This is a genomic window from Halomonas sp. YLGW01, assembly GCF_014840935.1.
Classification (GTDB): Bacteria; Pseudomonadota; Gammaproteobacteria; order Pseudomonadales; family Halomonadaceae; genus Onishia.
This window is the reverse complement of record NZ_CP062005.1, coordinates 3000279-3013493: the sequence shown is the minus strand read 5'-3', so window position 1 is coordinate 3013493 and position 13215 is coordinate 3000279. Positions and strand designations below refer to the sequence as shown.

Genomic DNA, 13215 nt, shown 5'->3' with positions numbered 1-13215 from the left:
GTGCGGGCCTGATGCGCGCCTGGTCGGCGATCAGGTCTCCATGGCCGCCGCCGGTCGCCGGTCTGGCGAGGAGGCGGTCGTTGACGCGTCCTCTGCGGCCAGGCCGGCCAGGAAGGGATTCAGGCGGGTCTCGCGGCGCAGCACCTGAAAGCGGCGGGCGGCTTCCGGGTCCCGGGCGCGCATCTGGTTCAGCCACTGCTTGAGCAACGAGACCACGACCCGCTCGGGAAGTGTGCTACGCTGCAATGCAGCATAGGTGGTGAGGATCTCGGCACGTACCGGCCAATCTGTGGCGGGCAGCCGCTCGTTGGTGCGCTGCCAGTGGCGGATGCGCGGGGCAAGGAAGGGGTCGGCGAGGGCGCCGCGTCCCAGCATGACATCCGGGCAGCCGGACAGGGTGCGCGCCTTCCAGTAGTCCTCCAGCGTCCAGATATCGCCGTTGGCGATCACCGGGATGCGCAGGGCATGGCGGATGCGCCCGATCCACTCCCAGTGGGCCGGCGGGCGATAGCCCTCGTCACGGGTGCGAGCATGCACCACCAGCGAGGCGGCGCCGCCTCGCTCGGCGGCCAGTGCGCAGTCCAAGGCTCGCAACCGGTCCGAGAAGCCCAGGCGCACCTTGGCGGTGACCGGGATCGCGCCGTCCACCGCCTCGTGTACCGCGGCCACGGCCTGCTCCAGGCGGCGCGGGTCACGCAGCAGCGAGGCGCCGCCGTCGTGGCGATTGACCGTCTTGGCCGGGCAGCCGAAGTTCAGATCCAGGCTCATCGCCCCGAGGCTCACCGCCTGGCGCGCATTGGCGGCCAGGGCCGCCGGGTCCGAGCCCAAGAGCTGCAGGTGCACCGGGATGCCGTGGGGGGTCATGACCCGCGCCTGACCCTCTGGTGGAGCCAGCTCCGGGCAGTGCTTGTAGAAGACCCGCGGCGGCAGGCGCACGTCGACCACGCGCACGAACTCCGTCACCGTCCAGTCGAAGCCGGGCTGCTCGGTGAGCAGGGCGCGGGTATGGGCATCGATCACGCCCTCCATGGGCGCTAGTCCGATGCGGCCTTGATGTAGTAAATTAACTACGTTCTGCTCAACCATGGTGTCATTGCATTATCGGGAGGTTCAGGCAGGTTAGTGTACCAGTCGAACCGCATGCCCAGGACAGCCGTGGTTGGGCGCGACCAAGCAAGGGGAATTCATTATGCAAGACTCGCTGATGCAGGAAGGCCTGATGCTGATGGCGTTCGGGATGGGCTTCGTCTTTGTCTTCCTGACGGTGCTGGTCTTCGCCACCACCGGCATGTCGAAGCTGGCCGCCCGCTTCACGCCGGCGCCGGCCCAGCCGGAGGCCGCGTCGCGCGCCCCGGCGCCCGCCGGTCAGGATGAGGATCTGATGGTGGTGATCAGCACGGCCGTGCACCGCTATCGCCAGCGCCACCGCCGCTAGGCGGGCGGTCGTCACGTCACGCCGCTCGCGGGCGATCTCGTCGCCCGACAGACAGAATCATCATAAAGATAAGGACAACACGGTTATGAGTGAGACTCGACGCCCATTGGGCATCACCGACGTGGTGCTGCGCGACGCGCACCAGTCCCTGTTCGCCACCCGCATGCGCCTGGACGACATGCTGCCGATCGCCGAGAAGCTGGACCGGGTCGGTTTCTGGTCGCTGGAATCCTGGGGTGGGGCCACCTTCGATGCCTGCATCCGCTACCTGGGCGAAGACCCCTGGGCGCGCATCCGTGCCCTCAAGGAGGCGATGCCCAACACCCCGCAGCAGATGCTGCTGCGCGCCCAGAACCTGCTGGGCTATCGCCACTATGCCGATGATGTGGTCGACAAGTTCGTCGAGCGCGCCCGCACCAATGGCGTCGATGTCTTCCGTGTCTTCGATGCCATGAACGACCCGCGCAACCTCGAGCGGGCGATCCAGGCGGTGCGCGCCAACGAAGGTCACGCCCAGGGCACCATCTCCTACACCGTCAGCCCGGTGCACACCATCGATGGCTGGGTCGAACTCGCCAAGCAGATCGCCGACATGGGGGCCGACTCCCTGGCGATCAAGGACATGGCCGGCCTGCTGGCGCCCTATACCGCCTATGAACTGGTCTCGAAGCTCAAGCAGGAGCTGTCGATTCCCATCCACATGCAGTGCCATGCCACCACCGGCCTATCCACGGCCACGGCTCTGAAGGCCATCGAGGCCGGTATCGACAACGTCGATACCGCCATCTCCTCGATGTCGATGACCTACGGGCACAGCCCCACCGAATCCGTGGTGGCGATGCTCAAGGACACCGACCGGGACACCGGCCTGGATCTCGAGTTGCTCGAGGACATCGCCGCCTACTTCCGCGAGGTGCGCAAGAAGTACGCCGCCTTCGAGGGCTCGCTGAAGGGCATCGACTCGCGCATCCTGGTCGCCCAGGTACCCGGTGGCATGTTGACCAACATGGAAAGCCAGCTCAAGGAGCAGGGCGCCGGTGACAAGCTCGACGACGTACTCAGCGAGATCCCCAAGGTCCGCGAGGACCTGGGCTTCATACCGCTGGTGACCCCGACCTCGCAGATCGTCGGCACCCAGGCGGTGATGAACGTGATGATGGGCGAGCGCTACAAGTCGATCTCCAAGGAGGTCCAGGCGCTGCTCAAGGGCGAGTATGGCGCCGCGCCCTCGGCCTATAACGCGGAGCTGCAGGCGCGGGTGCTGGAGGGCGGCGAACCGATCACCTGCCGGCCGGCCGACCGGTTGGAGCCGGAGGTCGAGCGCCTGACCCAGGAGCTCGAGGCCAAGGCCAAGGAAGAGGGCATTCGCCTGGAAGAGGGCGAACGGCGCATCGACGACGTGCTGACCTATGCGCTTTTCCCGCAGATCGGGCTCAAGTTCCTCAAGAACCGCGACAACCCGGAGGCCTTCGAGCCGGTGCCCGAGGCCGGCGTGCCGGCCAAGGCGGGCGCCGCGGCGGGGCCCGAGACCTATACCATCACCGTCAACGGCAAGCAGTACGTGGTCGAGGTCGCCGAGGGTGGCGAGATCGAGCAGGTGCAGGTCAAGGGCGAGGGCGGCCAGGTCGCGGCACCGGCGTCTGCGCCGGCCCCCTCCAGCGGCGAGACCGTCAGTGCGCCGCTGGCCGGCAACATCTTCAAGGTCAACGTCAAGCCGGGCGATCAGGTCGCCGAGGGCGACGTGGTGATCATTCTCGAGGCCATGAAGATGGAGACCGAGGTCCGCGCGGCCAGCGCCGGTACCGTCTCCGCGGTCAATGTCAAAGAAGGCGACAGCGTATCCGTGGGTGATGCGCTGGTCGTCCTGTAAGGGCGCCGATTCATGGATAAGCTACTGACACTCTGGTACGGCTCGGGCCTCTATAACCTGAGCCTCGGGCAGGCGGTGATGATCGTCATCGGCCTGCTGCTGCTCTACCTGGCGATTCACAAGAAGTTCGAGCCGCTGTTGCTGGTGCCGATCGGCTTCGGCGGGATCCTGGCCAATATCCCCGAGGCCGGGCTCGCCCTGTCCGCCGCCGAACAGGCGGCGCACCTGGCCAGCCCCGAGGTGCTTGGGCGCATGGTGGAGGCGCTGGGCCTGAGCCAGGAACCCGCGGCCACGGTCGAGGCCACCCGCCATGCCATCGCCGAGGCGGTGCATGGCGACCTGGCGCCGAACCTGATCCGCGCCGCCGAGGACGTGGCCGGTGACGCCGGCTTCACCAACGGTATGCTGTATAACTTCTACAGCGTGGCCATCGCCTCGGGCATCGCGCCGCTGGTGATCTTCATGGGCGTGGGCGCGATGACCGACTTCGGCCCCCTGCTGGCCAATCCGCGCACCCTGTTCCTGGGCGCCGCAGCCCAGTTCGGCATCTTCGCCACCCTGATCGGGGCGGTGGGGCTGACCTCGCTGGGCTGGATGGACTTCTCCCTCAAGCAGGCCGCCGCCATCGGCATCATCGGCGGCGCCGACGGCCCCACCTCGATCTATGTGTCGAGCCTGCTGGCCCCAGAGTTGCTGGGGGCCATCGCCGTGGCGTCGTATTCCTACATGGCGCTGGTGCCGCTGATCCAGCCGCCGATCATGCGGGCGCTGACCAGCGAGAAGGAACGCCAGATCGTGATGACCCAGCTGCGGCCGGTGTCGAAGCTCGAGAAGATCTGCTTCCCGCTGGTGCTGCTGATCCTGGTGGTGCTGTTCCTGCCGGACGCCGCCCCCCTGCTGGGCATGTTCTGCTTCGGCAACCTGATGCGCGAGTGCGGTGTGGTCGAGCGCCTCTCGGACACGGCCCAGAACGCCCTGATCAACATCGTGACCATCTTCCTCGGCCTGTCGGTGGGTTCGAAGCTGGTGGCCGATCGCTTCCTGGCGGTCGAGACCCTGGGCATCCTGAGCCTCGGCATCGTCGCCTTCGCGATCGGCACCGCCTGTGGCGTGCTGATGGCCAAGCTGCTCAATGGCGTCAGCAAGATGGAGATCAACCCGTTGATCGGCTCGGCCGGCGTCTCGGCGGTACCGATGGCGGCGCGGGTGTCGAACAAGATGGGCCTGGAGTACAACCCCCACAACTTCCTGCTCATGCATGCCATGGGCCCGAACGTGGCCGGGGTGATCGGCTCGGCGGTGGCCGCCGGCGTGATGATCAAGTACCTGGGCTGAGCCCGCCATGCCCACGCCATCGGTGTGAACAAGAACGGCGCCCCTCGGGGCGCCGTTTTTTTTGTGGCTATCCTCCCCCTGACAGCGGCGGGGGCGCATGATCACGGCGATGGTCGTCGCATGAGGGGCGTCAGTCCGTCAGGTGCTCGAGCCGGCCCTTGAGGCGGCTGTCCAGGGCGCCGAGATCCGCCTCGCGGCCCGAGGGCCAGCCCACGGTCAGGATCACGCCGTCGGCGCCGTAGTCGGCCTGCTCGACGGGGATATCCTCCCCGGCGAGCCAGGCTCGGGCCTCGGCCTCGCCGGCGAAGCCGACCTTCAGGCGCAGCGGGGTACGCGGCGTGAAATCCCGGGTCGGCAGCGACTCGAGCGCCTGCGCCACGGCCTTGGCATAGGCACGGGCCAGCCCGCCGGTGCCCAGCTTGGTGCCGCCGAAGTAGCGGATCACCACGCAGCCGACCTGGCCCATGCCGGCCCCCTCGAGCACCTGGAACATGGGGCGCCCGGCGGTGCCGCCTGGCTCGCCGTCGTCCGAGAAGCCGATGGCCTGCTGCTCGCCGGGCGGGCCGGCGATGAAGGCGCTGCAATGGTGGCTGGCGTTGGGGTGGCGGGCGCGGGCTTTGGCTAGCAGGTCCTCGAAGCGCGCCGTGTCAGGCACATGACAGGTCCAGGTCAGAAAGCGGCTTTTCTCCACCTCGAACTCGGTTTCACGCCACTCGCCCGGGGGCAGGTCGGGAATCGGGTAGCGCATCAGGCCGCCTGGACCGGCTGGCGCACCACGCCCATCACCAGGCCCAGCACCTGGATGTCGTCGTTCTTGAGATAGATCGGCGCCATGGTCTCATTGGCGGGCTGCAGGCGGACGCCGGACTTCTCGATGTAGAGCTTCTTCAGGGTGACCTCCTGGTCGTTGATCAGTACCACCGCGGTCTCGCCGTTCTCGGCGCTTTCCTGGCGCTCGATGATGATCACATCGCCGTCGAAGATATTGCAGTCGATCATCGAGTCGCCACAGACCTTGAGCGCATAGGTATTGCGACGCACCATGCGGGACGGGATCAGCACGCTGGCCTGGTCGGGGCAGGCCTCGATGGGCAGGCCGGCGGCGACCTTGCCGAGCAGCGCCACCTCGACCATGTCGCTGGCCGTGATCTCCTCCCAGGCATCGCCGAGGGGCAGATTGGGCAGGCGGTGCAGATAATGCGGAGCGGTGTGCGGCATGATCCTTCTCCCTTGGCGCGGCGTCGAGGCGAGTGCTGAACTCAATAACTGTTGATATTTACAGTATCCTTGGCGGTGCTCCTGCATCATAGCAAGGGCTGCGAGGCTGGCAAGGGAATCCCCGTCAACGCGGCGCGATCCCTTGCCTGGCAGGGCCGGTGCGACCCGCCGACGCAAGGCCTTGCGCTGGCGAGAGATGGCCGTACCCTGTACAGTGCCGAGCGGATTATTGACCCCGGGAGCCCCCCTCGTGAGCCTTCGCCTGGACGCGCGAAACCTTAGCTGTGAACGCGACGGCCGCCTGCTGTTTCGTGACCTCGCGCTGGCCATCGGGCCGGGCGAGCTGGTGCGCGTCGAGGGGCCCAACGGCAGCGGCAAGACCACGCTTCTGAAGATTCTCTCGGGACAGCTTGGCGACTTCGAGGGCGAGCTCTGCTGGAACGGGGCGCCGCTGTCCCGGGTTCGGGAGGCCTTCCTGTCGCAATTGCTCTACCTGGGCCATGCGCCGGGGATCAAGGGCGCGCTGACGGCGCTCGAGAACCTCGCCTGGTATCAGGCGCTGGGAGGCGAGACGGGTAGCGAGGCGGCGCGCCTCGCGGCGCTTCGCTCGGTGGGCCTTATCGGCTTCGAGGACCTGCCGGTGGCGCAACTCTCGGCGGGGCAGCAGCGCCGGGTGGCGTTGGCGCGTCTGGAACTCACGCCGCGGCCGCTGTGGATCCTCGACGAGCCCTTCACCGCCATCGACAAGGCGGGGGTGGCGGCCCTGGAGCAGCGCCTGCACGCCCATGTCGCCGACGGCGGCAGCGTGGTGCTGACGACCCACCACGAGCTGGCGGCTCGCGGGCGAGTGAGGCGCGTCCGACTCGGGGAAGGAGGCGCCCATGTCATCGAGTGACGGCCAGGCGCCTTCGGCCGGGGAACCCCGCGGCGGCCTGGGCGTCGCAGTGGTAGCGACCCTCAGGCGCGACATGATGCTCGCCGCGCGGCGACGCAGCGATATCCTGAATCCGCTGGCCTTCTTCGCCCTGGCGATCACCCTGTTTCCGCTGGGCATCTCGCCGGAGTCGGCGCTGCTGGCGACCATTGCCCCGGGGCTCCTGTGGGTGGCGGCGCTGCTGGCGACGCTGCTGTCGCTGGATGCGCTGTTCCGGGCCGATTTCGAGGATGGCAGCCTCGAGCAGCTGCTGCTCGCGCCTCAGCCGCTGTCGGTGCTGGTGCTCGGCAAGGTGGGCGTGCACTGGCTGATGACCGGGTTGCCGCTGTCGCTGATGGCGCCGCTGCTGGGGCTCCTGCTGGCGCTGCCGGCCGAGAGCTATCTGGTATTGTCGTTGTCGCTGGCGTTGGGCAGTGTCAGCCTTAGCCTGATCGGTGCGATCGGTGCCGCCCTGACGGTGGGGTTGTCTCGGGGCGGGGTGCTGCTTTCGCTGCTGGTGCTGCCGCTGAACATTCCGGTGCTGATCTTCGGTACCGGCGCCGTGCAGGCGGCGCTCCTCGGCGATCCGGTGGGCCCGCACCTGGCGATCCTCGGCGCGCTGTGCTGTGCGGCGCTGATGCTGGCGCCCTTCGCCATCGCCGCCTCGCTGCGGATCAGTATCAACGGTTAAGGAATCTCGGCGTATGTGGGCGTTCATTCACAAGTTTGGCTCCCCCAGGTGGTGCTACGGCCTCAGCGCCCGGCTGTTGCCCTGGTGCTGGGCGCTGGCGGCAGGGCTGCTCCTGGTGGGCAGCGTCTGGGGGCTTGGGTTCGCACCGGCCGACTATCAGCAGGGCGACAGCTTCCGCATCATCTACGTCCATGTGCCCGCGGCCTTCCTCGCGCAGTCGATCTTCGTCTCGATGGCGGCGGCGGCGCTGGTGTTCATGGTCTGGAAGATCAAGGTCGCCGACATGGCGGCCGCGGTGATGGCGCCACTCGGCGCGGCGATGACCGCCGTGGTGCTCTTCACCGGGTCGGTGTGGGGCATGCCCACCTGGGGCACCTGGTGGATCTGGGATGCCCGCCTGACCTCGATGCTGATCCTCTTGTTCCTGTACCTGGGCGTGATCGCCCTGCGGGGCGCCTTCGCCAGCCATGACAGCGGCGCCCGGGCCGCTTCGGTGCTTGCCATGGTCGGGGTGATCAACATTCCGGTGATCAAGTACTCCGTCGACTGGTGGTACACCCTGCACCAGCCGGCCTCCTTCTCGCTCACCTCGCGCCCGGCGATGCCGGTCGAGATGTGGTGGCCGTTGCTGCTGATGGTGCTGGGCTTCTATGCCTTCTTCATCGCCATGACCCTGATGCGCACCCGCAACGAGATCCTGCGTCGCGAGGCGGGCAAGCACTGGGTGCGTGAACTCGCCGCGGGAGACCCCTGATGGCCTTCGACTCCCTCGATGCCTTCTTCGCCATGGGCGGCCATGGCGCCTATGTCTGGGCCGCCTGGGCGGTCACGGCCCTGGCGATGGCGGGCAGCGTCATGCATGCCCGCGCCGAGCGCCGCCGGCTGCTGCGTGACCTCAGGCGCCGCGTGCGCCGCGATACCGCCACCGGGAGGACCGACCGCCATGCATCCTAAGCGCAAGCAGAAACTCTTCATCATCCTGGGGCTGGTGTCGCTGGCCGCGGTGGCGATCGGCCTGACCCTCTATGCCCTGCGCAGCAACATCAACCTGTTCTTCAGCCCGGTGCAGGTCGCCGCCGGCGAGGCGCCGCTGGATCGCACCCTGCGGGCCGGGGGCATGGTCAAGGAGGGCAGCGTGGCCCGGGATGCCGAGAGCCTGGATGTCGTCTTCGTGATTACCGATTACGTCGAGGACCTCGAGGTGCGCTACAGCGGCATCCTGCCCGACCTGTTTCGCGAGGGGCAGGGCGTGGTAGTGGTCGGCCGGCTCGATGGCGAGGGTCACCTGATGGCAAGCGAGGTGCTCGCAAAGCACGACGAGAACTACATGCCAAGCGAGGTCGCCGAGGCCCTGGAAGCCGCCGGCTACTCGCCCGCCGACTATTCCGCCGTCGGCGAGGATGCCCCCGCGGCGGCCCAGGGCGAGGCCTACTGACCCGGAGTTGCCATGCTGATTGAGATGATCCCCGAACTCGGCCACTTCGCGCTGGTGTTGGCGCTGCTGATGGCCGGGGTACAGGCGCTGGTGCCGCTGGCCGGGGCGGCGACCCGCCGCCCGCTGTGGATGGCCTATGCCCGGCCGATGGCCGCAGGCCAGCTGTGCTTCCTGCTCATCGCCTATGCCTGCCTGACCGCCAGTTACCTGCTGGACGACTTCAGCGTCGCCAACGTGGCCAATAACTCCAACTCGCTGCTGCCCTGGTACTACAAGGCGAGCGCCGTCTGGGGCAACCACGAGGGCTCGGTGTTGCTGTGGAGCCTGATGCTGGCCGGTTGGGGCTTCGCCGCCAGCTGCTTCTCCCGTGAGCTGCCAAGGGACATGCTGGCGCGGGTGCTGGGGGTGATGGGGCTCGTGAGCGTGGGCTTTCTGACCTTCGTGCTGGTCACCTCCAATCCCTTCACGCGATTGCTGCCGATGCCGCCTCAGGATGGCGCCGACCTCAACCCGCTGCTGCAGGACATCGGCCTGATCATCCACCCGCCGATGCTCTACATGGGCTACGTGGGCTTCTCGGTGGTCTTCGCCTTCGCCATCGCCGCCCTGCTGGGCGGCCGGCTGGATGCCGCCTGGACCCGCTGGGCGCGACCCTGGACCAATATCGCCTGGGCCTTCCTGACCGTCGGCATCGCACTCGGCAGCTGGTGGGCCTACTACGAGCTGGGCTGGGGCGGCTGGTGGTTCTGGGATCCGGTCGAGAACGCCTCCCTGCTGCCCTGGCTCGCCGGCACCGCACTGATCCATTCGCTGGCCGTCACCGAGAAGCGTGGCTCCTTCAAGAGCTGGACGGTGCTCCTGGCCATAACCACCTTCTCGCTGTCGCTGCTCGGCACCTTCCTGGTGCGCTCGGGGGTGCTGACCTCGGTGCATGCCTTCGCCAACGACCCCTCCCGGGGGCTCTTCATCCTGGTGCTGCTGGGCATCACCGTGGGGGCGTCACTTGCGGTGTTTGCCCTGCGGGCGCCGCGCGTCAGCCATGCGGTGAGCTTCGGCTGGCTGTCGCGGGATGCGCTGCTGTTGGTCAACAACATCCTGCTGGTGATCATGACCGTCACCGTGCTGCTCGGCACCCTCTACCCGCTGGTGCTGGATGCACTGGGCCTTGGCAAGATCAGCGTCGGCCCGCCGTACTTCAATGCGCTCTTCGTACCGCTGACCGCGATCCTCTGCGTGTTCATGGGCCTGGGTCCGCTTGCGCGCTGGAAGGCCATGCCGGGCCGCGAGCTGGCCCGGCGTCTGGCGCTCGCCGCTACCACGGCGCTCACGATCGGCCTCGCCGCCCCGCTGGTCTACGGCGGCGAGTGGAACCTCAAGGTGTCGCTCGGGCTGGTGGCGGCGCTGTGGGTGGTGCTGCCCCTGGTGCGTGACCTCGCCGACAAGCTGGGCCGACGGGGCACGCCGCTCGCCGCCTTGAGGCGCCTGTCGCCGGCTTACTGGGGCATGGTGCTTGGCCACCTGGGGCTCGCCGTGACCATCGTCGGCGTCACCGTGGTCTCGAACTACGCGGTGGAGCGTAACGTGCGCCTCGCCGTGGGGGAGGACGTCTCGGTGGCAGGCTACACCTTCACCCTGGCCGAACTCGGCCAGCAGCGCGGCCCCAACTACGTCGCCGATACGGCGACCATCGCCGTCAGCCGCGGCGGCGAGGCGCGCGGCTTCACCATGCACCCGGAGAAGCGGCTCTATATCGCCCGCGGCATGCCGATGACTCAGGTCGCCCTGCGGCCGGGGCTCCTGCGCGACCTCTACGTGGCGATGGGCGAGGAACTGGACGACGGTTCCTGGGCGCTGCGCATCCAGTACAAGCCCTTCGTGCGCTGGCTGTGGCTCGGTGCCCTGCTGATGGCCGGCGGCGGCCTGGTGGCGGTGATCGACCGCCGCTATCGCCGTCGGGTGCAGGCCAGGGCGGCACAGGAAGCGAACGCACAGGAGGCCGCCGCATGACCCGACGCCTGCTGCTGCTGATTCCGCTGCTGCTCTTCATCGCCCTGGCCGGGCTTCTGTATCGCGGCCTGGCGCTGGATCCCGCCTCCCGGGACTCGGCGCTGCTGGCCCGGGACTTCCCGGCCTTCACCCTTTCAAGCCTCGAGGATCCCGAGGCGCACTACGATGCCTCGCTACTCACCGGTGAGGTGACCCTGGTCAACGTCTGGGGCGAGTGGTGCCCGACCTGCAAGCAGGAGATGCCGCAGCTTCTTGATCTCGCGGAGCGCGGCGTGCGGCTGGTCGGCGTCGACTACAAGGATACCCGCGAGAAGGGGCGCGCCTTCCTCGCGGAGTTCGGCAACCCCTTCGAGGTCAACCTCTTCGACCCCGAAGGCACGCTGGGCTTCGAGCTCGGGGTCTATGGCGCACCGGAGACCTTCCTGGTCGATGCCGACGGGGTGATCCGCTATCACCACACCGGCTATATCACCCCCGAAGACGTCACCGAGATCATTTTGCCGGAGGTGCGCAAATGGCAATGACGCTCCAGTCGTCGTCTCGTGCGGGTATTGCTCTCCCGGGGCGCGGCCTCGCCGTGGCCCTGCTGGCAGTGCTGACGCTTTCGCTTTACATGGCGCTGAGCCCCGCGCGGGCGGCGGTCGAGGTGCGCGACTTCGATTCCCCGGTGACCGAAGAGCGCTTCCGCTCCCTGACCGACGCCCTGCGCTGCCCCAAATGCGAGAACCAGGCGATCGGCGACTCCGATTCGCCGGTGGCCAAGGACATGCGCGAGCGGGTTGCCATCCTGCTGCGCGAGGGCCGCAGCGATCGCGAGATCCAGGACTTCATGGTCGCTCGCTTCGGCGACTATGTGCTCTACAATCCGCGCCTCGAGAATCGCACCCTGCTGCTGTGGGGCCTGCCCGCCGCCCTGGTGCTGCTCGGTGGCGTGCTGGTGGCGCTGATCGTGAGGCGCCGTCGCCGCGCGTCGGCCCGCGAGCTCTCGGCCGAGGAACGTGCGCGCCTGGACGCCCTGATCCATCGACCCCCTGATCCATCAGGAGATCACTGAATGCCCCTACTCTGGCTCGCCCTGGCCGTGCTGCTGCTGCCGGCGCTGTGGCTACTGGTCCTGCCCCTGCGCCGTGCCAGTGCCCTTGCCAAGGCCCAGCGCGGCTATGAAGAGGCCGATCGCAGCGTCGAGCAGAACCTGGCCATCTATCGTCGTCGCCTGGCCTCCCTGGAGGCGGCCCGGGCACGCGGCGAGATCGATGAGACCCGCTTCGCCGAGGATCGGCTGGAACTCGAGCGCAGCCTGCTCGAGGACACCGAAACCCTTGCCAAGCGCCCGCTCAAGGCGGCCGGTGCAGGACGGCTGATGGTGCCGATTACCATGGTGGCGGTCGCCGTGGCGGCCTTCGTCTGGTACGGCCAGCAGGGCGCTTCCGGTGATCTGGCCCTCTATGCCCTGCAGCAGGAGGTGCGACAGGACCCGCAGGGCTCGCCGGCGATGATGATCGAGCGCCTCGAAGATGAGGCTTTCCGCCAGCCCGATAACCCCAACCTCTGGGCCTCGCTCTTCCCGCTTTATCGCGATAATGGCCAGGCCGCCGAGGCCATCGACGCCCTGGAGCGACTGATCGCCCTGGAGGGCCGAGAGCCGGCGTTGCTCGCCCAGCTGGCGCAGATCCAGTTCTTTGCTGCCAACCGCACCCTGACCGGCGAGGTGCAGGCGCTGGTCGACGAGACCCTCGGCAAGGACCCGCGTGAACCGACCATTCTCGGCATGCTGGGCATCGAGGCCTTCGACCATGGCCGCTATGAGACCGCCATCGACTACTGGCGCCGCGCCGTGGCGGGCTTCAACAATCCTGCCGCTGCCGAGTCCCTGCGTCAGGGCATCGCCGTGGCCCAGGCGCGGCTGGGGCGGGAGGCCGAGCGCGACCCCGCCGTCGACGAGCCGGGCATCAGTGTGCGGGTGCGCCTGGACGAGCGCTTCGCCGAGCGGGTCGGTCGCGAGGCCAGCGTCTTCGTGGTGGCGCGGGATGTCGCCGGCGAGCGCCCGCCGCTGGCTATCGTGCGCGCCACCGTCGGCGAGCTGCCGCTGACGGTGCGCCTCGATGACGGCGATGCCATGAGCCCCATGGCCAGGCTCTCCCAGGTAGAGGAGGCCCGCCTGGTGGTGCGGGTCTCACCGAGCGGACAGGCCGAGCCCCGCCCCGGCGACCTGGTCGGCGAGCACCCGGCCGTGCCGGTCGCCGCCGAGAGCGAGCCGGTCGAGGTGATCATCGACCGGGTGATCGAAATCCGCAACGAGATCGACGAATAA

15 protein-coding genes are annotated in these 13215 nt (G+C 68.1%); 12 read left to right on the top strand and 3 right to left on the bottom strand.

All coding sequences use genetic code 11. From position 1 onward, the window contains the following. Nucleotides 1–30: 30 nt before the first annotated feature. Nucleotides 31–1029, bottom strand: coding sequence for a tRNA-dihydrouridine synthase family protein (locus tag IEJ03_RS13810; protein ID WP_192035392.1), 999 nt, complete (start codon nt 1027–1029; stop codon nt 31–33). 160 nt (nt 1030–1189) lie between these two features. On the opposite strand from IEJ03_RS13810, the gene IEJ03_RS13805 reads away from it, so the two are divergent. The 3 genes from IEJ03_RS13805 (at nt 1190) to IEJ03_RS13795 (ending at nt 4640) form a co-directional block, all read left to right on the top strand. Beyond that, nucleotides 1190–1435: an OadG family protein gene (locus IEJ03_RS13805; RefSeq protein ID WP_192035391.1), complete on the top strand. Its 246-nt coding sequence runs from the start codon at nt 1190–1192 to the stop codon at nt 1433–1435. An 85-nt stretch (nt 1436–1520) separates the two neighbouring features. Continuing rightward, nucleotides 1521–3305 carry a sodium-extruding oxaloacetate decarboxylase subunit alpha gene (gene oadA, locus IEJ03_RS13800; RefSeq protein WP_192035390.1) on the top strand — a complete coding sequence of 595 codons (1785 nt, stop codon included), beginning with the start codon at nt 1521–1523 and terminating at the stop codon, nt 3303–3305. Between the two features lie 12 nt (nt 3306–3317). Continuing rightward, on the top strand, nt 3318–4640 hold the full coding sequence (locus tag IEJ03_RS13795; protein WP_192035389.1) for a sodium ion-translocating decarboxylase subunit beta: 1323 nt from the start codon (nt 3318–3320) through the stop codon (nt 4638–4640). Nucleotides 4641–4770: 130 nt separating this feature from the next. Here the strand turns inward: IEJ03_RS13795 and IEJ03_RS13790 are convergent, their stop codons facing one another. Together IEJ03_RS13790 and IEJ03_RS13785 are read right to left on the bottom strand one after the other, a co-directional pair. After that, nucleotides 4771–5388, bottom strand: a complete 618-nt coding sequence (locus IEJ03_RS13790; protein WP_192035388.1) for a YigZ family protein — start codon at nt 5386–5388, stop codon at nt 4771–4773. Continuing rightward, a complete protein-coding gene (locus tag IEJ03_RS13785; RefSeq protein ID WP_192035387.1) occupies nt 5388–5858 on the bottom strand; it encodes a LexA family transcriptional regulator in 471 nt (156 codons plus the stop codon). Before IEJ03_RS13785 ends, IEJ03_RS13790 begins: the two co-directional genes overlap by 1 nt. Before the next feature lie 250 nt (nt 5859–6108). Between IEJ03_RS13785 and ccmA the strand changes: the two genes are divergently transcribed. The 9 genes from ccmA (at nt 6109) to ccmI (ending at nt 13215) form a co-directional block, all read left to right on the top strand. Then, complete coding sequence (gene ccmA, locus IEJ03_RS13780; protein ID WP_192035386.1) at nt 6109–6753, top strand: cytochrome c biogenesis heme-transporting ATPase CcmA; 645 nt, start codon at nt 6109–6111, stop codon at nt 6751–6753. After that, nucleotides 6740–7462, top strand: a complete 723-nt coding sequence (ccmB, locus tag IEJ03_RS13775) for a heme exporter protein CcmB (protein ID WP_192035385.1) — start codon at nt 6740–6742, stop codon at nt 7460–7462. The genes ccmA and ccmB overlap by 14 nt, the downstream gene beginning before the upstream one ends. Nucleotides 7463–7475: 13 nt before the next feature. After that, nucleotides 7476–8216 carry a heme ABC transporter permease gene (locus IEJ03_RS13770; RefSeq protein WP_192035384.1) on the top strand — a complete coding sequence of 247 codons (741 nt, stop codon included), beginning with the start codon at nt 7476–7478 and terminating at the stop codon, nt 8214–8216. Continuing rightward, the gene (gene ccmD / locus IEJ03_RS13765; RefSeq protein WP_192035383.1) at nt 8216–8416 is read left to right on the top strand and encodes a heme exporter protein CcmD; all 201 of its coding nucleotides are present in this window, start codon (nt 8216–8218) and stop codon (nt 8414–8416) included. Before IEJ03_RS13770 ends, ccmD begins: the two co-directional genes overlap by 1 nt. After that, nucleotides 8406–8897 carry a cytochrome c maturation protein CcmE gene (gene ccmE, locus IEJ03_RS13760; RefSeq protein ID WP_192035382.1) on the top strand — a complete coding sequence of 164 codons (492 nt, stop codon included), beginning with the start codon at nt 8406–8408 and terminating at the stop codon, nt 8895–8897. Before ccmD ends, ccmE begins: the two co-directional genes overlap by 11 nt. Nucleotides 8898–8909: 12 nt before the next feature. Next, nucleotides 8910–10904 carry a heme lyase CcmF/NrfE family subunit gene (locus IEJ03_RS13755; RefSeq protein ID WP_277950329.1) on the top strand — a complete coding sequence of 665 codons (1995 nt, stop codon included), beginning with the start codon at nt 8910–8912 and terminating at the stop codon, nt 10902–10904. Then, nucleotides 10901–11428: a DsbE family thiol:disulfide interchange protein gene (locus IEJ03_RS13750; RefSeq protein ID WP_192035381.1), complete on the top strand. Its 528-nt coding sequence runs from the start codon at nt 10901–10903 to the stop codon at nt 11426–11428. Before IEJ03_RS13755 ends, IEJ03_RS13750 begins: the two co-directional genes overlap by 4 nt. Before the next feature lie 89 nt (nt 11429–11517). Beyond that, on the top strand, nt 11518–11958 hold the full coding sequence (locus tag IEJ03_RS13745; protein ID WP_242458122.1) for a cytochrome c-type biogenesis protein: 441 nt from the start codon (nt 11518–11520) through the stop codon (nt 11956–11958). Then, on the top strand, nt 11959–13215 hold the full coding sequence (gene ccmI / locus IEJ03_RS13740; RefSeq protein WP_192035380.1) for a c-type cytochrome biogenesis protein CcmI: 1257 nt from the start codon (nt 11959–11961) through the stop codon (nt 13213–13215).

What these genes read in the sequence shown, in the direction of transcription:
- IEJ03_RS13810 (WP_192035392.1), bottom strand. Translation starts at nt 1,029, where the DNA reads ATGGAGGGCGTGATCGATGCCCATACCCGCGCCCTGCTCACCGAGCAG.
- IEJ03_RS13805 (WP_192035391.1), top strand. Translation starts at nt 1,190, where the DNA reads ATGCAAGACTCGCTGATGCAGGAAGGCCTGATGCTGATGGCGTTCGGG.
- oadA (WP_192035390.1), top strand. Translation starts at nt 1,521, where the DNA reads ATGAGTGAGACTCGACGCCCATTGGGCATCACCGACGTGGTGCTGCGC.
- IEJ03_RS13795 (WP_192035389.1), top strand. Translation starts at nt 3,318, where the DNA reads ATGGATAAGCTACTGACACTCTGGTACGGCTCGGGCCTCTATAACCTG.
- IEJ03_RS13790 (WP_192035388.1), bottom strand. Translation starts at nt 5,388, where the DNA reads ATGCGCTACCCGATTCCCGACCTGCCCCCGGGCGAGTGGCGTGAAACC.
- IEJ03_RS13785 (WP_192035387.1), bottom strand. Translation starts at nt 5,858, where the DNA reads ATGCCGCACACCGCTCCGCATTATCTGCACCGCCTGCCCAATCTGCCC.
- ccmB (WP_192035385.1), top strand. Translation starts at nt 6,740, where the DNA reads ATGTCATCGAGTGACGGCCAGGCGCCTTCGGCCGGGGAACCCCGCGGC.
- IEJ03_RS13770 (WP_192035384.1), top strand. Translation starts at nt 7,476, where the DNA reads ATGTGGGCGTTCATTCACAAGTTTGGCTCCCCCAGGTGGTGCTACGGC.
- ccmD (WP_192035383.1), top strand. Translation starts at nt 8,216, where the DNA reads ATGGCCTTCGACTCCCTCGATGCCTTCTTCGCCATGGGCGGCCATGGC.
- ccmE (WP_192035382.1), top strand. Translation starts at nt 8,406, where the DNA reads ATGCATCCTAAGCGCAAGCAGAAACTCTTCATCATCCTGGGGCTGGTG.
- IEJ03_RS13755 (WP_277950329.1), top strand. Translation starts at nt 8,910, where the DNA reads ATGCTGATTGAGATGATCCCCGAACTCGGCCACTTCGCGCTGGTGTTG.
- IEJ03_RS13750 (WP_192035381.1), top strand. Translation starts at nt 10,901, where the DNA reads ATGACCCGACGCCTGCTGCTGCTGATTCCGCTGCTGCTCTTCATCGCC.
- IEJ03_RS13745 (WP_242458122.1), top strand. Translation starts at nt 11,518, where the DNA reads ATGGCGCTGAGCCCCGCGCGGGCGGCGGTCGAGGTGCGCGACTTCGAT.
- ccmI (WP_192035380.1), top strand. Translation starts at nt 11,959, where the DNA reads ATGCCCCTACTCTGGCTCGCCCTGGCCGTGCTGCTGCTGCCGGCGCTG.